The organism is Helicobacter pylori (assembly GCF_003636935.1).
Classification (GTDB): Bacteria; Campylobacterota; Campylobacteria; order Campylobacterales; family Helicobacteraceae; genus Helicobacter; species Helicobacter pylori_CH.
In genome coordinates, this window is record NZ_MVVH01000015.1 from 1 (window position 1) to 22649 (window position 22649).

At 31.8% G+C, this 22649-nt stretch carries 23 protein-coding genes and 1 pseudogene; 18 read left to right on the plus strand and 6 right to left on the minus strand.

The window, feature by feature from the left end:
- The first annotated feature begins 316 nt into the window (after positions 1-316).
- The 17 genes from EAL87_RS07205 (at position 317) to EAL87_RS07285 (ending at position 16779) form a co-directional block, all read left to right on the plus strand.
- Positions 317-1081 carry a hypothetical protein gene (locus tag EAL87_RS07205; RefSeq protein WP_120914039.1) on the plus strand — a complete coding sequence of 255 codons (765 nt, stop codon included), beginning with the start codon at positions 317-319 and terminating at the stop codon, positions 1079-1081.
- Positions 1082-1092: 11 nt separating this feature from the next.
- Positions 1093-3009 carry a toprim domain-containing protein gene (locus EAL87_RS07210; RefSeq protein ID WP_120914041.1) on the plus strand — a complete coding sequence of 639 codons (1917 nt, stop codon included), beginning with the start codon at positions 1093-1095 and terminating at the stop codon, positions 3007-3009.
- Complete coding sequence (locus EAL87_RS07215; protein WP_120914043.1) at positions 2999-3301, plus strand: TrbC/VirB2 family protein; 303 nt, start codon at positions 2999-3001, stop codon at positions 3299-3301. The genes EAL87_RS07210 and EAL87_RS07215 overlap by 11 nt, the downstream gene beginning before the upstream one ends.
- A complete protein-coding gene (locus EAL87_RS07220; RefSeq protein WP_000602757.1) occupies positions 3302-3562 on the plus strand; it encodes a hypothetical protein in 261 nt (86 codons plus the stop codon).
- Positions 3563-3574: 12 nt separating this feature from the next.
- Positions 3575-6073 (plus strand): VirB4 family type IV secretion/conjugal transfer ATPase, encoded by a 2499-nt coding sequence (locus EAL87_RS07225; RefSeq protein WP_120914045.1) that lies wholly within the window; start codon positions 3575-3577, stop codon positions 6071-6073.
- On the plus strand, positions 6066-8000 hold the full coding sequence (locus EAL87_RS07230; RefSeq protein WP_120914077.1) for a type IA DNA topoisomerase: 1935 nt from the start codon (positions 6066-6068) through the stop codon (positions 7998-8000). The genes EAL87_RS07225 and EAL87_RS07230 overlap by 8 nt, the downstream gene beginning before the upstream one ends.
- Positions 8001-8129: 129 nt before the next feature.
- A complete protein-coding gene (locus tag EAL87_RS07235; RefSeq protein WP_120914079.1) occupies positions 8130-9116 on the plus strand; it encodes a VirB8 family type IV secretion system protein in 987 nt (328 codons plus the stop codon).
- The gene (locus tag EAL87_RS07240; RefSeq protein ID WP_120914047.1) at positions 9116-10645 is read left to right on the plus strand and encodes a TrbG/VirB9 family P-type conjugative transfer protein; all 1530 of its coding nucleotides are present in this window, start codon (positions 9116-9118) and stop codon (positions 10643-10645) included. Before EAL87_RS07235 ends, EAL87_RS07240 begins: the two co-directional genes overlap by 1 nt.
- Entirely contained in the window at positions 10642-11877 is a 1236-nt protein-coding gene (locus EAL87_RS07245) for a DNA type IV secretion system protein ComB10 (RefSeq protein ID WP_120914049.1), read from the plus strand. Before EAL87_RS07240 ends, EAL87_RS07245 begins: the two co-directional genes overlap by 4 nt.
- A gap of 69 nt (positions 11878-11946) precedes the next feature.
- Positions 11947-12243, plus strand: coding sequence for a hypothetical protein (locus tag EAL87_RS07250; protein WP_078271986.1), 297 nt, complete (start codon positions 11947-11949; stop codon positions 12241-12243).
- Positions 12233-12496, plus strand: coding sequence for a hypothetical protein (locus EAL87_RS07255; RefSeq protein WP_000578842.1), 264 nt, complete (start codon positions 12233-12235; stop codon positions 12494-12496). Before EAL87_RS07250 ends, EAL87_RS07255 begins: the two co-directional genes overlap by 11 nt.
- Positions 12493-12792, plus strand: coding sequence for a hypothetical protein (locus EAL87_RS07260; RefSeq protein WP_120867531.1), 300 nt, complete (start codon positions 12493-12495; stop codon positions 12790-12792). Before EAL87_RS07255 ends, EAL87_RS07260 begins: the two co-directional genes overlap by 4 nt.
- Positions 12792-13733: a CpaF/VirB11 family protein gene (locus tag EAL87_RS07265; protein ID WP_120914051.1), complete on the plus strand. Its 942-nt coding sequence runs from the start codon at positions 12792-12794 to the stop codon at positions 13731-13733. Before EAL87_RS07260 ends, EAL87_RS07265 begins: the two co-directional genes overlap by 1 nt.
- Complete coding sequence (locus EAL87_RS07270; RefSeq protein ID WP_120914053.1) at positions 13730-14185, plus strand: mobilization protein; 456 nt, start codon at positions 13730-13732, stop codon at positions 14183-14185. Before EAL87_RS07265 ends, EAL87_RS07270 begins: the two co-directional genes overlap by 4 nt.
- A complete protein-coding gene (locus EAL87_RS07275) occupies positions 14182-14472 on the plus strand; it encodes a hypothetical protein (RefSeq protein WP_120914055.1) in 291 nt (96 codons plus the stop codon). The genes EAL87_RS07270 and EAL87_RS07275 overlap by 4 nt, the downstream gene beginning before the upstream one ends.
- On the plus strand, positions 14473-15030 hold the full coding sequence (locus tag EAL87_RS07280) for a hypothetical protein (RefSeq protein WP_120914057.1): 558 nt from the start codon (positions 14473-14475) through the stop codon (positions 15028-15030).
- On the plus strand, positions 15031-16779 hold the full coding sequence (locus EAL87_RS07285) for a type IV secretory system conjugative DNA transfer family protein (RefSeq protein WP_162972696.1): 1749 nt from the start codon (positions 15031-15033) through the stop codon (positions 16777-16779). It begins immediately after the preceding gene.
- Positions 16780-17018: 239 nt separating this feature from the next.
- Here the strand turns inward: EAL87_RS07285 and EAL87_RS07290 are convergent, their stop codons facing one another.
- Positions 17019-17300: a type II toxin-antitoxin system RelE/ParE family toxin gene (locus EAL87_RS07290; protein WP_120914059.1), complete on the minus strand. Its 282-nt coding sequence runs from the start codon at positions 17298-17300 to the stop codon at positions 17019-17021.
- Entirely contained in the window at positions 17293-17607 is a 315-nt protein-coding gene (locus tag EAL87_RS07295) for a hypothetical protein (RefSeq protein WP_120914070.1), read from the minus strand. The genes EAL87_RS07290 and EAL87_RS07295 overlap by 8 nt, the downstream gene beginning before the upstream one ends.
- Positions 17608-17906: 299 nt before the next feature.
- On the opposite strand from EAL87_RS07295, the gene EAL87_RS07300 reads away from it, so the two are divergent.
- Positions 17907-19820 (plus strand): relaxase/mobilization nuclease domain-containing protein, encoded by a 1914-nt coding sequence (locus EAL87_RS07300; protein WP_120914071.1) that lies wholly within the window; start codon positions 17907-17909, stop codon positions 19818-19820.
- 24 nt (positions 19821-19844) lie between these two features.
- Here the strand turns inward: EAL87_RS07300 and EAL87_RS07305 are convergent, their stop codons facing one another.
- From EAL87_RS07305 to EAL87_RS07320, 4 genes and pseudogenes are all read right to left on the minus strand, one after another.
- Entirely contained in the window at positions 19845-21023 is a 1179-nt protein-coding gene (locus EAL87_RS07305; RefSeq protein ID WP_120914073.1) for a hypothetical protein, read from the minus strand.
- A gap of 45 nt (positions 21024-21068) precedes the next feature.
- Positions 21069-21353, minus strand: a complete 285-nt coding sequence (locus tag EAL87_RS07310) for a hypothetical protein (RefSeq protein ID WP_000394655.1) — start codon at positions 21351-21353, stop codon at positions 21069-21071.
- 78 nt (positions 21354-21431) lie between these two features.
- The gene (locus tag EAL87_RS07315) at positions 21432-22088 is read right to left on the minus strand and encodes a ParA family protein (RefSeq protein WP_120914075.1); all 657 of its coding nucleotides are present in this window, start codon (positions 22086-22088) and stop codon (positions 21432-21434) included.
- Between the two features lie 265 nt (positions 22089-22353).
- Positions 22354-22649, minus strand: a pseudogene (locus tag EAL87_RS07320) (helicase); the annotation flags it as partial.

Genomic DNA, 22649 nt, shown 5'->3' on the forward strand with positions numbered 1-22649 from the left:
GTTTAAGAAAGCGAGTTTGAAAACAAAATAAATTTGAAATCATAAAATAAAATCTGAAGCGATAAAATAAAACTTAAAGTCATAACATAAGATCTAAAATCCAATTTTTTAGAAAGTTTAATTCTTTAGCGAATGTAATTATTTATAGAACTCTTATCTAAGCTTCTTTTTAAAGGAAGTTTATGAAGTTTTTTAAAATCCCTAAACTGCACTTAAATTCTAAAGAGTGTTAAGAAATGTTTTTAGAAAGTTTTATTCTTTAGAGAATGTAATTATTTATAAAACTTTTATCTAAGCTTCTTTTTAAAGGAAGTTTATGAAGTTTTTTAAAATCCCTAAACTGCACTTAAATTCTAAAGAGTGCCAAGAAATGTTTTTAGACAATGTTAAATTTTCTAAAAAGACACAACAATTTTATTTCCAAAACTATCCAGATGTTAATGTAGAAATCTTTAGAAAAGTTGTTGAAGATAGGTTTTATAGCACTTTATTTGGTGGGGTTGGTGCTAGAAGGCTTTACAGAGAGCTTTGTGAGATTGCACTAAGTTCAAAAAGCAATAAAATTGCATTAAGTAGGCACTATTACACGCAAGTGCATCAGTGTGTAGATAGGTCTTTAAGAAATGCAATCAATGATTTGGAAGATCAAGGGTTAATTGAAGCGGTAAAAAATAAGCCAGGCTATGTGTATATCTATTTAAAAGACTTCACAAAAAATAAGGAGTTTCAAGGGAGTAAATTCAATAAAAACACACTCTCTTCCCCCTTTTTTTTAAGAATTATTAACTTTTTACAAAAGAACACACAAAGGCTAAAAAGCGTGAAGTATAGAGTTAATAATCAAATTTGCGAGCTTAAAGAGATCGTTTTTAATAAATTCAGACAATTTAACGACTTACTTTTTAGTTTTAATCCTCTAAATGACACACAGACAATTTTTACGCTTAATTATAAAAGCTTGAGCAAAAAAGCACTCCCTAGTAACAAATGTCCTTATCAAAAAGCTATTGTATTGAAAAATTTGCAAAGAGCTTTTAATAGATTGAGCGTTAAATCTAAAGATTTAAGAGTATGTGCATAAGGGCTTAGATTATGGCTTATGTAAAGAACGCTATACACTTACCACTAGATAGCCTTTTAGAAAGAAATGGTTATAGATTGAACGCACAAAAAAGCACTAAAATTTGGAAAGTTTATAATAATGGTAATGAAAAGCTTCTTGTAAGACAAAATGCTAATTTTCAATGGTTTTATTTAAACTGCGACAATAAAGCTGATAGCGGCAATATTATCAATTTTTGTAAGAACAGAAAATTAGATTTAATGGGTTTTACACAAGGTTTAATCATAAACGACGATACCATAAAAGAAAATGTCTCTAAACTAACTAGTAAAGAAGCAGATAAATTTAAAGAGCAACAAAAAATTATTGATAAATTCAATCAATTTGAACTTTATGATTTAACCAATTCCAAAATGTTAGAAAAAAGAAAGCTTAAGGGTAATCTCTTTTTAGCCTATAACCACTCTTTAAAAAAAGACAAACATAATAACATGTGTGTGCCTAACTTCTTATATTCTAAAAATAGCCATTCTAATAAGATCATTTCTTACACTAGACGCTTGGAAAATCCTATGACTAGCTTAAATAATCAAGTATTAAGCAGACCTATCAATGCCTTAAATAAGGGGGAAAAAGGTATAGAAATGCTTGCTCCTAAGGATTTAAAGCCGATTAAAAATATTGTTTTAAGTGAAAGCATTATTGATAGCATGAGTTATTTGCAACTAAGAAAGCTCAATGCTTATGAAAGTATTCTATTAAGTTGTAACGGACAATTTAATGCTGATAAATTGGACGCTTTTTTAGAAAAATTATTGAGCGATATTGAGCAATCTAAAAGCAAAGAATACGCTGACTATCTTAAAAAGGCTCAGAGCTTTGAATTGTATAAAGGCGCTCAAACAAGAATTGAAAATAAAACAAACACCACTAGAGATAATTTAACTATCCATTTTTCAAGGGCTAAATATCCTAGTAGCACAGATTTTATGCCAGCTAAAGATTGGGTCAATGAAAGCGTAAAAAGTTTAGATGAATTAGTTAGGGTGATTACAAACTACCATTATTCAAGCGCGATTTATAAGAATAACTATAGAAACACCCATAACACCAAAGGCTTTTCTAACTTGCTTATTTTTGACATAGATAATGACAAAGATAAGCCTAATATTAGCCTAGAAGAAACTAAAAGTCTCTTTAAAAAACATGGCATAGAAACGCTTATTATCCCATCAAGAAACCATAATAAAGAAAAGCACGGACATATTGCTGAAAGATTTAGAATCATTATCCCTACACAACAACCTATAGGTCAAGATTTTAATTGTAACAATGATTTTAGTGCCTTTAACAATTTTTGCGCTAAGGCTTTGGGTATTTATGATTACATAGATAAAAAAGTTTCTGTGGATCAATCAAGGGCGTATTATAAAAGCCCTAATGACGCAACGCCTATTATTTTAAAAGGGCGCATTATGGATTTAACCCATTTAAAACAACAAGCAATGAGTAATTTATTTACACAGAACACGCAAATCCAAACCACAGAGCCTGAGCCTGTGAATAAACCTGATTTGTCTTTAAATATTGTTTTAGCTTATGACAATGATAAAAATGGACAAGTCTATACACAGATTAGTGAAGAAATCATTTATAAGCATACAGAAAATATGCCTAATGTTTTTATCCCATATTCCAAGGATTGTAACGATGACTTAAAGCTAGCCAATTTAATCGGTAATGATCATATCAATAATGAAATGATAAAAAACTTTTTAGAAAGAATAGAGAAACAATCTTTGTTTTTTGATGGTGAGAAAAAAGAAAAATTAGAAGCTCTTAAAAATGAGTGCTTAGCCTTATTGAAACCACAAGAACAAACAACCTCACAAAACGACACAAAAGAAAATGAAAAACCAATTCAAGGAGTAGATTATGAAATGTAAAAATTTCAAAGAAAAAGCTTTATATTTTATGCTGTTAGCTATACCCAATTTATTGTTGGCAAATGGCACTGGCGTGTGGCAGTCTAATGCGTTACAAACAATCATCAATTTTACTAGCGGTCCTTTTATGAAAGCAATAGGTGCAATTATTGTGATTTGTGTGGGTATTTATGTAGTTAAAAACCTAGACAGGCTAGGAGAAATTGCGTGGAAATGTATAGGGATAATTTTAGCCACTATTGCTATTGCAAACGCTCAAACGATTGCTACCAAATTATTTGGAGTTGGGTGAATGATTTTAAATTATGTAGAGACCATCAATGTTAGAGAAATATCTAAAAAAGAGAAGTTTTTAAAGCTTAATATGAATAGCTGGATAATTTCTTTTTTGAGCGCTTCTTTCTTGTTTGTGTGGTCTTTATTATATGGCGTGGTGCTATTGGTAGCGTTAGTAACAATGTTTTACATATTAGAATTTTTTGATGAAGATATTACAAACATTATTTTGGCAAACCTAACGCTAAAAAATGACACTAAAGAATATTATGCTTAAAGGGTTTTAAAAATGTTTCTTGGTTTAGAGGGTTTTAAAAAATTTATTTTCAATTTCTTAAGTTTTTGTATTCCTAGCCAATATTCTTTAGTTCAAGAAAACAATATCAATGGGAAATTTGATGAAAAGTTTGTATTAACGCATAAAGGAAACTTAGTAGGAGCAATATCTTTAAGTGGAATAACTTATTCAAATTTTGATAAAGAAGAGGTGGCTACACAATTTTTATACAGAACACAAGCTTTGAATGAATTGATAGATGGTGTTACGCTAAGAATTGTTGCTAAACGAAGAGATATAAAAACTCAAACTATTTACAACAAAGATGGTGTGAGTAAATACGCTAAAAAAATTGTTAATGCTTATGAAAAAAATAAAGAATTTTATATCACGACTTACTATTTAATTATTGAAACAAAAAGCGTCAATATAAAAGGGCTTTTAGAAAAGTGGAAAGCAAAAATGACTACTGATAAGTATGTAAATAATGATGAAGAGAAATCTTTAAAAGATAATTTTAAAAACTCAGAAGCACAAAAACAGGAAGCTTATAAAATAAAAAAGAATGCGGTAGAAAATAAAGAATTGCAAGATAAAGCAACGCTTTTAGCTGAGATTTTAAATAAGATAAGTTCCATATTAACAGACTTTGAGCCTAAATTTTTAAGTTCAGACGATCTATTGAATTTATACGCTGAATATTGTAATGGTCATTATTGTGATTTCAAATACAAACAAGGACGATTGAGCGATGGGAATATCCAATCTCATTTATATTTTAAAAAAGACCACTTTATACATGACTATAACGGAATAGAGACTTTTAAGCGTTTTATTGCTGTGAAAGCTTATGATGTGGATAATATCACTTCTTTGGCTTTATCTAATCTTTTGTGCGAAAAGTTTAACTTAGACATTTTGCTTACCATAGAAGCTATGGATAAAGAAAGAGCTTTGTTTTTTATTAGAGAGCGTAAAAAACGCTCTAAAGATATTAGCTATCAAAATATAGAATATTTAGAGCAAATGGTTTCTACCGACAGAGCGCAAATACAAAAAGTTAGTTTGTCAATTATGGTTTTTGCTAATTCTAAAAAAGAATTAGATAAAAAATCAATTGTTGTATATAACACTTTGAAAAAAGAAGGCTTTTCAGCGGTTTTAGAAAGCATCAACATGCGTCCTATATTTTTCTCATTTTTTCCTGAAAGAAATTTTTTAAATTCACGCCTAAGACCTCAAACTAGCCAAAATATTGCTAGTTTGATTATGTTTGAAAAATATCAAGAAGGCTTTAAAGAAAATAGTTGGGGAGATTGTCCTGTCAGCGTGTTTAAAAATCAAAATGGATCAGCCCACTTTTTCAATTTTCAAGCTAAGCAAGGTAGAGATAGAAACGACAATGTCGTAGGTCATACCATGATAATTGGTAGCACAGGGAGCGGTAAATCCACTTTTATTAGTTTTTTAATCGCCAATTTACTGACTAAATACGACATGAGTGTGGTAGCTCTTGACAGGATGAATGGTTTAGAGATTATGACTGACTTTTTTGAAGGTCAATACAATACTGCTAATACAGATGGTGGTTTTTACATCAACCCTTTCAGTTTAAAAGATACAGAAGAAAATAGGCAATTTCTGGCAACCTGGATTAAATTTATGCTCAATATTGATAGCGATAACCAACAAGATAATAAGGCTTCTCAGTCTATAGATAAGGTTATTAGAGATACCTATAATTACATGGGCGAACAAAAAAATCAAATAAACTTATTAGAAATTGCCAAAAATTTAGGCTCTAGCGAACAAGATTTTAATGAGATTTTAAAATCACAAGGGGAAAAAGTCTATTTTAAAAAATTTCAAGATTGTTTGGATTTTTCTAAAAGCCCTTTGAGCGTGATCAACATGGATGCTTTTGCTAACGATAAAAAACTTATGGGGCTAATTGCTATGTATTTGTTCCACAAATTGTTTTTTGAAGCAAAGGAACACAACAAACCTTTTTTCCTATTTATTGATGAAACTAAAGACTACATTATGCATCCTATAATGTTTGCCTATATCGCTAACGCGCTCGCTCAAGCTAGAAAAATCAACGGAACACTTTGCATGGCGTTTCAAAAAATATCTCAAGTCAAAGAATTAGGCATTGATAAAGCAAAGAGTTTGATAGGCAACCTTTCTCAAGTGATTATCTACCCCACAAAAGATACTGATGAACTAATAGAATGCGGCGTCCCATTAAGCGATAGCGAAATCAATTTCTTACACAACACGGACATGAGAGCCAGACAAGTGCTAGTGAAAAATATCGTTACAAACGCTTCAGCTTTTATTGAAATTGATTTAAAAAAAGATTTGCAAGAACTACTTTATATCCTTGATAGCAATGCTGGCAATAGAAAAATCCTCAATGACCTTAAAAAAACAAACCAAGAAACTTACAAGGAAGAGTATTTAAAAACTAAAATGAAAAAAGAAAGCGAGAATGTTCAATATGTATAAAAACTGCGTATTTATCATAGAAAGTCCCAATAAAATCGCTAAAATCAAAGAATTAACAGGAAGTTCATTTGTTTTTGCGACTGGTGGGCATTTTGTTGAGCTAGTCAATATTGAAGTGGGTAAAGAATTTAACCCTATTTTTGAAATCAAAAAAAGCACGGATAAGAAAAAGGATAAATCCACTCACATCAACCACATGATCAATCAATGTAAAGATAAAGTGGTCTATATTGCTACTGACCCTGATAGAGAGGGTTATGGCATAGGTTATAAATTTTATGAAAAAATCAAAAATCTGGCTAAAACAATTTATCGCACGGAGTTTCATGAAATCACAAAAAGCGGTGTAGAAAAAGGCTTGAACAATGCTGTGCTATTTTCTCAAAACAATCTCAATCTCTATTATAGTTGGCTAGGTAGGATTGTAAGCGATCAATTTGTAGGCTTTACTTTAACGTCTTATTTGCGTAAAAACATTAAGAATTTTGAAGTGAGTGCTGGTAGGGTTCAAACCCCTGCTCTTTCCATTTTAGTAGAATTAGACAGAAAAATCCAAGCCTTTGAGCAAAAGAATATTGATGAGAAATTAAGTTATAGCATAGAAGCTATTATTGATGCGCTAGGTTCTCAAATCTCTATTACTTTAGTAGAAGAGAATAAAAGGAAAGTGTTTGAGACTAAAGAATTAGCCCAAAACTTTTTAAATGACTTAAAAAATAATCTTAACCCATTAGCTTTTTTAGACTCAATAGAGCAAAAAGATAAAGAAAAAGCTCCACCTAAACCTTTCACAACTTCTAATCTTTTAAAAGATGGGGTTAGAATTTTAGAAATGGGCGTTAAGCAAATCCAAGAACACGCCCAAAAACTTTTTGAAGCTGGATTGATTACTTATATTCGCACCGATAGCGAAGCGTTAAGTAAAGAATACTTGCAAGAGCATAAAGCGTTTTTTGAAAATATTTATCCTAGCGTGTATGAATACAGAGAATATAGGGCTGGTAAAAATTCGCAAGCTGAAGCGCATGAGGCTATAAGAATTACACACCCTCACTGCTATGAAGATCTTAAAAAAGTGTGTGAGGAACACAATATTACAGATATTGATGATTTAAAAGTTTATACGCTTATCTTTTTTAACACCATTTGTTCTCAAAGTAAAAACGCTATTTATGAAAACACAACTTTAAACTTTAAAGTAAAAACGCACAACTTTAAATGCAGTTTTAGCAAACTCAAATCTAAAGGTTTTAAAGCGATTAAAGATTTAGAAGAAGAAAAGAAAGATGAAGAAGAGATTGAAAGCGATCTTGATTTTTCTAGCTTGCAATTAAAAACTCAAATGCCTATTTTAGATTTCAATATCAAAGAAATAAAAGCTAAATCCCCTAGCCCTTATACTGAAAGCACTTTTATTGCAATGATGGAGACCTATGGTATAGGAAGACCTAGCACTTATACAAGTGTATTTGAGATCTTAAAAAACAAAAATTACATCACATTAGAGGGCAAAAATAGAAAGATCACGCCCACAGCTCTTGGTAAAAGCATTATTGATTTCTTCTCAAATGATAGCCAAACACAATGGATTGCTATTTCTAAAGTGGATGATAGTTTTACTAAAAAATTAGAAGAAATGCTAGATGTGATTATAAAAGATGGTAAAAGCGCTTATCTTGATTTAATGCAAAATATCCAAAAGAAATTAGGCACAGAAATTTCTAACTTATATAGAAATAATAGCAATGACAACGCTTCTGCTACAAAAAAAGAAACGATACCTCCAACTGAAAAACAACTTAATTTTGTAGAAACCATAGAAAAAACTCTTCAAATAAAAGCTTCTGATATGATAAAAAAAGACAAGTTTGCGTGCATGAAGTTTATAGAAGAACATAGTAAAAAAATGTCCAAAAAGGATAAGTAATGGTATTAAAACTTGTATCTATTTGCTATGCAGTCATTATTCTTGTGGGTTGCTCTAATAAACAATATGAAATGTATAAAAGCCCTTGCGCAAACTTAGAAAATCTACAAAAAGGCTTTAATGCATAAAATGGAAAAAGTTTGCATGAACGCATGGGAGTTGCCTAAGGTTTTAGAAGAAAGATTAAAAGAAAAATATGGCGATGATTGGGAAAAATATGTTAAGGCTAAAGCAATAAACGAAGAAGAGTTTGAAGAACAAGTCAAAGCTAAAGCCAAAGAGCAACAAAAGATACAAAGAGAAAAAACACTCAATGGATTTTTAAAAAAAGTTGGTTTAAAAAAGCGTGATATGTTACAAAGCACTATGCTGTTTGATGGAGTCAAAGAAGCTGATGTGCTTCTTCAAGCAGAGCGTAAAATTGGCGATTGGATTTTTAGCAGTGCGGTGTTCTTTTTTGCTCTAGCCCTTATAGAAGCCATTATTATTATATGTTTATTGCCCTTAAAAGAAAAAGTGCCTTATTTGGTAACCTTTTCAAACGCTACACAAAATTTTGCCATAGTCCAAAGAGCAGACAAGAGCATTCGCGCCAATCAAGCACTCGTGAGACAATTGGTAGCATCTTATGTCAATAATAGAGAAAATATTTCAAATATAAAAGAGCAAAACGAAATAGCCCACGAAACCATTAGGTTGCAAAGCGCATTTGAAGTATGGGATTTTTTTGAAAAACTTGTTTCTTATGAACATAGCATTTACACTAATATAAATCTAACACGAAAAATTAGCATTATCAATATCGCTTTAATCAGTAAAACCCAAGCCAATATTGAAATATCCGCACAACTTTTTAATAAAGAAAAGTTAGAAAGCTTAAAGCGTTATAGAATAATTATGACCTTTGAATTTAAACCTATTGAAATTGATACAAAATCTGTTCCCTTAAACCCTACAGGCTTTATTGTTACAGGTTATGATGTAACTGAAATTGCGATTTTAAAAGACTTGGATGAAAAAAATAAAGTCAAAGATGATGGTGTGAAATCTAGGATTATCCATACTGAGAAAAAAGACCCTCACATGAGCCAGTATAAAGATGTTAAGGAACAATAATGAAAAAATTTACCCTATCGCTATTTTTGTATTGCGCTTTACATAGTGCTGAAGAGGATATTTTTAGAAACAATGCAACTGATCCTACAAGTTCTTTTGAACATGGCAAAGAAAACAACAATCTTATCCCAGCAAAATCTGATAGTTTAGAAAGTTTCAAAGAGCAAGAAAACAAAGAAAAAGCCAAACAGCTTATGGATTTAAAAGCCTTACAGAGCGTGTATTTTTCTAAAAATAGAAAATTGCAAGACAATAATTTCAATGTCTTATATGCGGCAGGCAACACCAATAAAATCCGCTTACGCTATGCGATGACTACTACTTTTATTTTTGATAATGATCCTATTATCTATGTGAGTTTAGGAGATCCTAGCGGTTTTGAACTCACTTACCCCACTAATGATCATTACGATTTATCCAACATGCTAGTGATCAAACCCTTGCTTATAGGGGTGGATACGAACCTAACCGTAGTTGGAGCGAGCGGCACAATTTATACTTTTTACTTGTTTAGCACCACTTACACCAGCAAGTTTCAAAGCTATTTTTCAGTGTTTGTCTCTAATAAAAGATCTATCGGTAAGCTCAATATTCTGTCTAAAAACGAGTTAGAAAAAAGGGAGCAAGAACAATTGGCTAAAACAGAAACAGATAATTCCAATAAACAAGACAAACAAAAGCTTGACTATAGAAAAATCAATTATGAGAGCAAGGAAATTGATGATGGCAAGTTTATAAGAATTGGAGATGAAGTCAATCACATTTTCATTGAAAAAGCTAAAATCAATCGTGGTTATTTGCAAAACCCCAAACACAAACGCACTTGGTGGAGTTTGTGGCTCTATAAAAAACCCAGTGATGATGCGCTTGATATAAAAGCGCTAGATGTCTTTGATGATGGCAAATACACTTATTTTAGATATGACAGAGATCAAGCCTTTTCAAAATTTCCTTACACCTATAAGGTTGTAGATGGGTATGATAATCCTATCAATAGCCGTGTGGTAGGGAATTACATTATTGCTGAAGATGTTTCTAAAAAATGGACTTTAAGGAGCGGTAAGGAATATGTGTGCGTGAGAAGAGATAAGCGCAAATACCAAAAGTCTAAGGACTTCATGCGTTTAAAAAGGCTTTTAGAGCAAGATGAAGCCATGAAAGCCAAACGAAATAACATGCATTTGATTGAAGACACTACGCCTCAACCTAAAAATGCCATTAGCGTAACGGAGTTGTTAGCTCAAATCAAAAACCAAACTCCAAGCAAAGAATGCCGAGCCTTAAATGAAGAAGAAGTTAAGACTTTAGAAGAGGTTAAAAACATCATAAAAGCTCCCAAGCCTTTGCAAAAAGATTTGAAAAACAAGCTCAAAAAACACACCATCAAAACCCAGTATTGCGTGCCTATCCCCTACATAGAAAGATCAAAAACCATTGATGATTTAAAAAAGAATAAAAAGGGGCAGGATAACACTCAAAAACAAATTCAAGCAAACCCTATTAAAGAGATTAAAGAAAACAAGAAATGAAAAAACTTCTTTTACTTTTAGAGCATAAAATCATAAAAATTGGCTTAATTATTGTGATTGTATTAGCTGGTTTTTTTCTTTTTTACGAACAAGAAATCAAAGAAAAAGCTGTTAATGTTTCTCAAGGTAAATTCCCTACTTCATCTTATTTGTTTCAAGCTTACGAAGGCATTAAGAATAAAATAGATACTATCAATGAAGTGAAACCAAACGATGAAACTAAAAGCGTTAATGAGAATATAGAAAAAACACAAAAAGATTTAGATGATTTTAATGCGCTAGTGCAAAAATTACCAAATTTGCCTAAGGATTTTAATAAAACACTTATTAAACCACAAAGTCCATCCTTCAACTACAATACCGCTAACGAAGAAGAAAAATCCCGCCTGGTGATTTTAGCGTCTCGTATTAGCAGTCAAAAAGAAACGCAGCCTCCCATTTCTATAAAAAATAGCGTTTCTCACACAAAATCCAAAGAAAAACAAGGATTTGAAAAAGAATACGGCTCTAGCGGGTTTAAAAATTTTAAAAGAAAAAATATAGCAAGCAGCGAAAACAAACTTTTAAGAACGATTACAGCTGACAGGATGATCCCAGCCATTCTGATCACTCCTATTAGCAGTGAAATAGGGGGGAGTAAAATAGTCGCTCAAGTGGAGAGCGATATATACGCAACGATGGGTAGAGCGGTTTTGATCCCTAAAGGGAGTAGAGCTATAGGTTATTACAACTCTAATAACAAAATAGGAGAATACCGCTTAGAAATTGCTTGGAACAGGATAATCACGCCACAAGGGGTCAATATCATACTAAGCGATGCTAAGGGAGCTGATGTCAAGGGTTATAACGGCATGATAGGCACACTCCATAACAAATATTGGGAACGCTATGGCATTCCTTTATCCTTAAGCACCTTGTCAAATGGGCTACTCATAGGTCTTACTAGCGGTCTTACCGAAGCGATGAAAAACAAAAGAGGCGGTTTTAACCAAAACTATTTTGGAGATTACATGATGATGCAAATGACAAGACAAACTGGTATCAGCCTAAACAATATTATCGCTCAAATCATGCGAGAGCAAATAAGGATTAAGCCCATTATCACTATTAGAGAAGGAAGCCATATTTTTATTAGTCCTAATACGGATATTTGGTTTCCTATCCCTAAAAACAATGAAGTCTTAGCGAAATTTTTTAATGAAGAAAAGGAGCAAAACAATGATACAAAATAGCATTATTAATAATAATTTTATTCTAAATAGTGTAAAATTAAAATACAATATTAAACATAAGGATTGCCAATGGAACTCAACCCTGAAGAAGAATTATTGAACACTTTAGAAGAAAGCAAAGATGCAGAATATGTGGAGCTTTGCAAAAAAGCAGTAGAGGCGCAAATGGAATTAAGAAAAGTTATGGATAAACGCCTAGAACATGAAACCAAAGAGGTAAGATCGAGAATGCAAGCAAGGATTACTGAAAGACTGGTTTCAGAAATTTTAAATACCGAAGAGCATTTTTCAAAAAAGATTATCCAAAACGAGAAAACTCTTGAAATTATTTTTGATATAGAAAGGACTTATAACAATGATTGGTGAAAATTTTAATTGCGATAAAAAGCTTGCTCATTTAAATGAAGAGCAACCCATTTTAGAAGCGCCTAGAAAAGATAAAAAACCTAAAAAGCCTAGAAATTCTAAAATTAAGGATTTAGATTTTTATGCCTCCTATGTGAGCAAAAATGTTGAAATCCAAAAAAAATTTGATGAGACTTATAGGTTGTGCGAACAAAAACAGCAAGAACTCAATAGTTTATTAAAAGAACTAGAAAACTTAAGGAAACAATTATGAAAGAAAAACTAGACAAATTATTAAAACTAGAGCTTAATGAGTTAGATAAACTAGATTTAGAAAAAGAGTTATTTAATCTAAAACTCACAAGCCATAAAATTTACCAAGAATACTTACTGGAAAAACACGAAAATTGTGAAAAAACCCTAGAGATTAAAAATAATAATAAAAGGCTTTCTAAAATCCACTATCTCTATTCTTTAGCTAAAAGAATAGAAGATAAAAGAGAAAAAGAGCGCATTGAACTTCAAAGAAAAATGCTAAGGGATTTTGATAATCATCAAGGAGAGCCATAATGATTTCCAATCTTTTAAAAAGTTACCTTGATGACTTTATGCCTATTTTAAGCCAACCTAATTTAAATGAAGTGGTTTTTAATAAAGAAAAAGAGTATTTTTTGCACCGCCCAAAGGAAAAAGTGAGGTGTTTTAATGAAAAATTTACTAACGATTATTTGTTAGTTTTTTGTGAGCAATTAGCCATTTTTAGAAACCAAAAATTCACTCTAAAAACGCCTAAGTTAAACACTTCTTTGCCTTACACACAAATTAGAATTAACGCATTACACCCTAGCATTATTGCTAGTTCTAATATTTCTATCAATATCAGAGTGCCTAGCAATTTCAAGTTTGAAATTAACGCCTTTAAATTAAGTGAGAAATGTCTGGCTAAAAACATTACCTATGATTTTTTACTTGGCTTAGTAAGTGCAGGTAAAAATATTTTAATCAGTGGTGGCACAGCTAGTGGTAAGACTAGCTTTGTTAATTCTTTGATTGAAAATATTCCCAAAAACGAAAGGGTGGTTACTATTGAAGATAGTCCTGAGTCAAAAATCAGTAACGAAGACCAAATTAATATTTTAGTGGATAAAAGTGGGAGCGGATTTTTTACTTATGAAGATGGCTTAAATGCAGCCATGAGAATGTCTCCTGATAGATTATTATTAGGCGAAATTGACACGCATAACACTGCGTTATTTTTGTGTTTAGCAAATACCGGGCATAGCGGAATGATAAGCACCTTACATGCTAATAGTGTGGTAGATGCTTTTATAGCTATTTGTCAGAATATAAACTTGAATAAAGGCGGTAAACCTACGCCTAAAGAAACGCTTTTAGATTATTTTTGCACTGGTATGGACTATGTTATCCAAATCAAAAAAAAAGGTAGTGATAGGATAATTGATGATGTTTTAAATGTTAAAAGCGAATTTAAAAAGGAGTTGATGTTATGAAAAATCCAAGACTTTATAGGAGATCTAAACAAAAAGAGGGCGCTAAAAGGATGGAATTTTTATTGGATGTTAGATGTGTCCAAATTTTAAAGGATTTAAAAACTAGGCACAACAAGTCTTACACCAAAATTGTAGAAAATCTTATTTTAAATAGCCAAATTAGTTTCTACAAACAGCAAAAAATCACAAGCGCTTTAGGCAGTTTAGCGATGCTATATAGCTCATTGAATGCGACTTGTTCTAATTTTAACCAAATTGCTTACCATTTAAATAATGCGGCACTTTTAGGAGAAAATGTTATCCATTTGGGCTTATTGCAAGACATTGAAACGCAACTGAAAGCTTGGAGTGAAAAAACAAAAATTTTAAACCTAGCTATCAAAAAAAGCGCTTTCATCGTAGCGCATTGTTTAAAAGGGGATAAGAAAAATTTAAAAGGGATGAATTTATGACAAATGAAACTGATATTGATTTAATTAGAAATTATTTAGAAAAAATGGCGTCTATTATTAAAAATTCTCAAAGCATTATTAATGCTCCCCATTTTCTAAAAGATGAAAATCAAGCAAAAATATTGCAAGAAAATCTAAAAGAAAATTTCACTCTTTTAATGGAATATATTAGTGAAGTTTGGGTTAAAAGCGAAAAGGAGTTTGAAGAGTTTATGAAAGATGAGAGTTTTGAGAATGATTTTATGCATTTTATGAGTTTATTAGATAGTAAAATCAAAGTAGAATAAATGCAAATTTATAAGCCTTATTGCTATATTATCTCTATTTTAGCCATTCCTTTTATCTTTTTAGGTGTATCGCATTATTTTTTAGATTTTCCTAGTTTCTTAGCGAGCTATAACTATCTAAAAAAAATTATTCTTAACCTACATAATTTTCCCCATTTTAAATTTGAGATTTATTTTTCATTCTTTTGTGCGTTATTACCGCTATTTTTGACAGCCTACTTATTTTTTAATGGGCGCAATATGGATAGCCATGGCAAGGCGGTTTGGGCTGAAATGAAAGATATTATTAAATACGAATACAATATTTTTAATATTTTTAAGAGCTTGTTCTTAATTTTATTTTTACCTCTAATGTTTGTTGTCTCTAGCTTTACGCTATTGCCTGTTTTTATAGGGTGTATATTTTATAAAGTTTATCAATTTGCCAAGAAAAGACCTAAGGTTTTCTTTACGATCTTATCCTTTTTAGTGGTGATTTGTGTCTTAATCTTTGTATTTAGGGGATTTTTAAGTGTAAAACTAACGCTATTTATGAAATATCTAAAAGGATTATTTTAAATGAGAGAAAAGTCCAAAACATTAAAAGATAGATTTAAAGATAAAACTAGCAATTTATTCCATAAGCTTAATAGCATTCAAAAAGATTATTACACTAAAATTCTTCCTAAGGCTTGCAAAGATGTCTTTACGCTAGGGTCTTCTAAAAGTTATCCTATGACTTTAAATTTTGACAAAGGTTTTTGTGTGGGGCTATATAAAGGTTTAAATTCGCTTAAGCCTACTTATTATGATGCTCCGCTTTCTACTTTAATCATCGCTCCTCCTGGAAGTGGTAAAACCGCAGCTGTGGCTGTGCCTAATCTTTTAAATGTGCCTAGCTCTTGTGTGGTGTTAGATATTAAAGGGGAGTTATTTGATTTAACGGCTGGTTACAGACAACAAGTTCTAAAAAATAAAATTTTTGTATTTGATCCCTTAGGAAATGATAACACGCTTAAATTCAATCCGTTTGACAAACGCATTGTAGAAAAATTAGATTTTAACCGAAAGCGAAGGCTTGTAGATGAAGTGGGTAATACTATTTTTGCTGAAGATGGGGCAAATAAAGACCCCCATTGGACACAGCAAGCTAAAAATTTATTTGTCTTTTACGCTCTTTATGATTTGTGCGTGCATAACACTAGCACCTTTTTTGAAATTGCAAGTGCTCCTATAAAAAATTATGTCCCCTTAATCAATCCACAAAGCCGATTTTATACTGAATTATATGAATGTCAAAGTAGCGATAATGGTTTTGTTAAAGAAAATGGGCGTTATATGGCTAAAGTAGAAAATGGCGTCAAAAAAATGAAACCTAATGTTAATGTGGAATTGCTATGGTATAAACAAGTAGCCGAACAAGTCTATACTGACCCAGAAAATCCTAAAAATTATGATGGCTCTGTGAATCATTTAGAAAAAGACAATCAAGGCAATATTATAATGAAAGAGGGTATGTTAGATCCTATTATTAGAAACGAAGCGAACAAATGGGCTAAGGCGAATGATAAAGAGTTTGCGAGCATTAAATCAGTTTATAGCCGTTTTATGCAAGTCTTTACAAGCTATCAAGTTAAAAGCGCTACAGACAGCATGAGTTTTGAATACGAAGATCTAAGAAAAGACAATATCACTCTTTACATTAAAATCGCTCAAACAGATATTGACACGCTCGCACCGCTTATCCGTATCCTTTTGGAAAGTATTGCTAAAAATCTTTTATTGAAAGAGAGAAAGAAATTTGAAGAAAGGGTTTATCTCTTTTTAGATGAATTTGTGCGTTTTGGTAAATTGCCTTTTTTGTTAGAAATGCCCGCATTAAGTAGGAGCTATGGTGTGGTTTTAATTTTTATTACGCAATCCAACGCTCTTATTGAAAAATATTACGGCAAAGAAGATGCAAGAATTGTTAATAGCACCGTGGCTTACAAAGTAATTTTCAAAATGGATGATTTAGAATACGCTAAACAAGTGAGCGAAGAAATCGGTAAGATGACTAGAAAAACACGAAGCCACTCTACAGAAAAAGGACAGCTCATTACTGGAGGGACTTCTAGTATAGGAAAAGAAGCGTGGGATTTATTGAGCGCGCAAGACATTATGAATATTGATAAAGATGAAGTGATCATTTTGGTGAGCGGTCATAAGGCTAAACCCTTAAAATTAAAAGCGAATTATTATTTCAAAAACAAAGAATTACTCTCTCGTATTAACTGGGAAGTCAAGCCCAATGAAGAAGTGTTTGATGCGTTAAAAAAGGATGTATAAGTATTTTTTAATTGCTTTTTGAAAATCGCTTTCTGCAACTTCTTATCCTTATTATTAAAAGAAATACGCTGATTTATAGCGCAGACTTGCATGAGTAAGATTTAAAATAAAGATTAACATTTTTGTAGTGTGGCTTAGCGCAACTTATTTTTAGAAATTGGCATGTTCTATTTTAAAGTTAGTGCGACTTGAATTAAAAATTAGCACGGATTGTTGTAGATAAATTTTTTAGCGTTTGATCACTTTTTAAATAGCTCGCTATGAGTGTCTAGACGCAACAAAACAAGTTCGTTTTCTTGTTTTTTGATTTCATAAATCAATAACAAGTTTGGCTTGACATGGCATTCTCTCAACCCTTTAAGATTGCCGCTCAAAGCATGGTCGCAATATTTTTGTTGGAGTGGTTTTTGTTCTTTTAGGCAATCAACAACGCTTGTAATATCGCTTTCTGTAATACGCCCAGACAAGATATGCTTATTAAAGTCTTTAAGAAAATCTTTCTTAGTTCTGACTTTAAGCATTATGCCTTTCTCTTTCTTGTTTTGCTATTTGCAAAAAATCATTGAAGTCTCCAAACGAAACATCGCATTCTGGGTCATCTTTTGAGGCGATCGTATTTAACAAACTTTGTGTGGGTTCTTTTTCTTGAGAATGTTTTTGGGCTAAAACTTGTCTGATCATTTGTTCTTGCAATTCACACTCTTGGATTTTTTTTATCGCTTTATTTTTATCTCCTTCTGCCTTAAGCAATTGTTTTTCAATGGAGTTTAAGAAATTGTGCAGTTGCTTTTCATTGTATTGCGAGTAATCTGTAATAACATTTGGCATATTGAACTCCTTTCATAAATGATAGTTAGCACAACTTGTTTTCATTTTAGCATAATTTGTGTAAAAAATTGGTTTGAAAAGAATCAATTGAAAGTTTTAAAATAAGTTTTTTTGATTAAGTTTGATTTAAGAATATCTTAAAAGAGCTTGTTTTAGCCACCTGCAAGGTCAAATTGACTTCAATTTTTACGGAATTGAAGTGTTATCCTGCACTTTAAAAAGGGGGAATAATAATGTAGAATAAGAGCTAAAAATTAAAACAAGCGGCAAAGTTTTTGGGAGGATAAAATTACAATAAAATGGCGTTAGAAAAAAGTTATAGTAAAGATTTGGAAAGCGATGAGCTTTTTGATTATGAGATCATCAAGCCCAAAAAGACGCTTAAGATACAATACACTTATGTTAAACGCTATTATAAAGAAGTAGAAAAGTTTGCTAAAAATTTAACCCAACTCACACAAGAAGAATTTATGCGTTTAAGAGAGCCGCAAAAACAAGTGGTCATCAAAAATATAGGCAACATGACACGCTTGCATTCAAAAAGGGCGATGGATTATACCGCTAAACATGGTGAGCTGGTGAGAGATGAATTTTTTAGTAAAGTTAATTATAATGATATAACAGAGCAATGGAATGAGCAATTTGAAAAATTATTAGAAAATAAGAGCCGTGTTAAAAATTGCACTTTACATCTAGTGTTTAGCATTGATGAAAATTGTAATGAAAAAAATTTAAAAGCTTTGGAATTAAGCGTGTATCAAACACTCACTAACACGCTAGGCTATGATTACCCTTTTATAATGAAACTCCATACACACCAAAACAATCCGCATGCGCATGTGATTATCAACAAAACTAACAAAATTACCAATAAGCAACTACGCTTTCATTCTAAAGACAGCTGTAAAGAGTTTTACCACACACTAAGAGAAACATTTAAAGATTATTTATTTGCCAACTCAAAAGGCGAATTGCAATATTCTAACACGCCTAATATTTATAAGGCGATTAAAGACATAGAAACAGAGTTAGATGTGCTAGAAACACAGGCTAGAAACAATAAGAGTTTTAGGCATGAAAACTATTTTTATAAAGTTTTGGGTAGCGCGACTTCTCAAATAGAAAGCTTGAAAAAAAGAGAAAATGCCCTATCTGATCATTTAGATAGCCTAAAAAATCTATTAGAAAAAACACATTGGGAAAAAGAAAATTTCACGCCCCCTACAAATGAAAAAGAATTTAACCAACAACTTAAAGAAATAAAATGGTTAAATAAAGAGTCTTTAACCCCTAAAAACACTTATAAAAAAATTCAAAAATTAGCTGTTTATAAAAGCCCTTTAATAAAAGATTATCTTTATACCACCAAAAAACTTTTTGCCACACAAAAAAAGATTATAGATTTAGAAAAAGATTATAAAGATTTAAAAGTCTTAAAGGAAGAATTTAGCAAAGATTTAGAAGCTGATTTATCCCATTCAAAAAAACGCTTTGAACTTTACACTAAACTAAAAAGCATGAGCAAAGTTTTCACAAGTAAAAATATTGTTAAAAACTTAGAAAAAATTGCTTTAGATTTTAAAAGCGATAGGCATAGCATTTCGCAAAGAGCTTTTGAATTTTTTAGGTATATGAATTATCAAAATTTAAGCTTGACTGATAAAGGCAATATGTTTTTAGTGGCTAAGTTTTTTAAAAATAGCGCTTTACTTGTTAATATTGCTAGGTTTGAAATGAAAAAGATAGATGATAATATTAGAAATTCTAACCCACAAGACAATTTGTTAGACAAACAAGTTTGGCTCAATCTTTTAAAACATTTAAAGAGACTTGAAGAGGAAAATTATTGTTTTGCTAAGAAGCGAAAAGAATTCTTAGAAACTAGAGCTATGGAACTATCAAAAGATTTGAAATTTTTAACGCAAGCTAATGAAAATGATTTGCCCATTTATGAAAGAGGGCAAAAGGATAAAATCATTAAACGCTGTGAAAAATCGCTTAATTTTTTACAGAAAGAATTACAATGCTTTAAAACCTTATCAAAAAGCGCAAGCATAGCTTTAGAAAACTTGCAAAATAACCATCAAATCACAGCCGTTACACAAGATACGCAAGAAAACACAAACGCACTCAAAAAAATACCACTCAAAGATTTTAACAAAACTACCAATGAACCCATAAACTCTAACAATAACTATGAAATGGATTTTTAAAACCATTCATAAAATTCAATAACTTTACTTAGCGTATTTTTTGACCAATTCTTCTAAAGTGAAGCCTTTGTTATCGTCCCTCAATTGCTCTTTTTGGCATTGTGGAATATTTTGCTCCACTTCTTCTTTAGTGTTAGAAGTGTCTAAAAGGCAAGTTTTTAAGTCTTTTTGGTAATCTTGTATGAATTTATCAAAGCGCTCTTTGTTGTTATAGAGTTTGGCTTGCGATTGGGTGCAACTCTCTTTAAGACTGATAAACTCTCCTTTCTTATGTTCATTACGCTCCATGCAAATATCTGTAGCAAAAGCGATCAAGACATCTTTATTCTTTCTCAATAACCCCGCAGATTGCATAGCCAACTTGTTTGCATCAATAAAAGGGCTTTGCTTTTCTAATTTAGGGTTCATGTCCAAAGCGATTTCTTTCAAGCTCTTGTTTTCCAAATGCGTTCTTTGGCAATGGGTGGATTTTTTATAAGGGCTTATAAAAACGCCATTCATCAGAGCGGCTTTTTCTAATTTTGGATCAACTTTTTTAATGCAAAAAGAAATAGCCGATTGAACGCTCAATTCTTTAGAGCTAGAATAAGGGTCGTGAAATTTTTCATGCACTTCTTTTTGGCATAGTCTTTCCCTATTAGCTAAATTAGGCGAATTTTTAACGCATTCTTTGGTGAAGTAAGGGATAATGTATGGTTTATATTGCGTGTATTCTTTTTCAAACGCTTCTAATTGCGCGAGATTGATCAGCCTTTGCTGTTGGTCTTTTTGTTTTTCATAAGCGTTAGTTTTATCCTTGCATTGTTCTTGTAGCTCTGGGTTATGGAAGTCAGAGCAGCTAAAACGACGCTCTTGTTTTTGAATGATGGGCGTTAAGAGAGTGTTTAAATAGGCATCGTTTCTTTTAAAGCACTTATTTTTTAAGCCTTCATTAGTGAAATCACCGCATTGATACTGATCAATCTTTTTAGTGATGATTGGTTCAATAAGCTCTTCTTGAGCCTTTAAGCATTGCTCTATTCCATTGTATTTTTTAGGGAAGGACCACATTTCTTTTTGGCAATCGTATTTTGGGTTATTTTTAGCCTTAGTCAAGTGGTCGTTTAAAATTTGCTTATCTACAAACGCACACCCGCTCACGCCTAAGCCCATTAAACATGCCAAACTCAACGCTCTCAACTTTAAAAGTCTTGTTTTTTCCATTTAAGTTCCTTTTGGTATGAAAATTGATATAAAAACACAGTAAAATCACAACTTACTCGCCTTATCTAAAAGCATTTGCTTCATTTCTTTTTTCTTGTGTTCTAAATAAAAAACAATAGCGTCTTGAACAAACACGCTTTTGTTTTCCCTGAACGCTCCAAATTCATTCAAATACTCTTCTACGCTATTCATCACTTTCTCTGAAATATAGAGCGTGTGGGCTTTTTTCCTGTCTTCTTTTTCATGTTGGTTTGTTTCATGCTTGTTGGCATTCTCAAAGCGGTTTTCTAAATCGCTCAGCCTGTCTTTTTTAGTGTTTTTAAATTCCATGTTTATCCTTTAAAGTAGATTGTTTTTAATATCATAACACAATTAAGCGTTATTTAGAATTAAACTAATTCTACCCTTTCATTTTTTACCCCCTAAATACCCGCTCAATTCATCATAGAATTGAGACCATTCGTTTTTAGCCTTATTGTCATTGTATTCCATCACACCCATACCTTCACTCACCGAACGCTTATAAGCTATCCTTTCGCTTAATAGATTATCCATTAAAAACACGCTTTCATTAGCGTTATTTTGGTTGATAAAATCAATGAGAGCTTTTTTCTCTTTAAGAGTGGGGATAGTAGGGATGCGGTTCATCACAATACAAGCTTTCAAGTTTTCATTCAACGCTTGGATGTCTTTAATCCTTTCTAGCATGTCTAATAACACCGCTGTGTCTAGTTGGCTTGGCGTGGTGGGTATTAGCACCCAATCGCTCAATAGCATAGCCCTTTGGCTTTCTTTGGAATGTTCGCCCTTAGTGTCAATAAGGATGTATTCGTATTTATCCGTCATCTGTTTTAAGGTGTCTGTGATATTGCCTGTGCGATTAAAGAGCGTGAAATTGGGCAAACTCGTTTCACTTCTAATATTGTTAAACACTTCCAAACTCTTTTGGCTATCAGTGTCTAATGCGGCAATATCTTTCTTGTCTAGCAATAATTGAACGCACAAGTTCAAGCACAGAGTGGATTTACCGCTCCCCCCTTTTTCGTTAACTATGGTGATTATCATCGCTTATTCCTTTATCATTTTGTTAAACATATTTTAAAGATAAATAGCTTAAAAGTATATAAAATAGAAAAACTTAATACTATTTTATTGTAAATATTTATGTTATCTGTTAGTTCTTTTTGTAATGGTTAGCAGTATTTTATTAGTGGTGGTTTTTTAGGGTGTTTCTAAAAAGGGGAAAGTTTAGGGAAAATAATATTAAAAGGCGTTACGCCAAATTCAATAACATTATTTAAATACATGTTATTGAAAGCATTAGTGGAACTCACATTCCCATGTCGTAATCATCATTAGCCGCTTTTTTCATTGGCCTATGCGCTTCTTGGTTGGCTTGCTCTTTTACCTCTTCCCTCTCATTCTCTAAACTCGCTCTTTTTTCAGCGTTCAAATTCTTTAAGACTTCTTTAGATTTAGGGTTGAACACAGGCTTATAGTCTCTGTCTTTGCTCATTTTAGCTAAATCATCTATTAGAATTTTATGATCCAATTTTAAAGCTTGCAGGTATTCTAGTCGTGGGTAAGGAGGTTTTTGCTCCACTAATCTGGTGTATTTAGCGATAT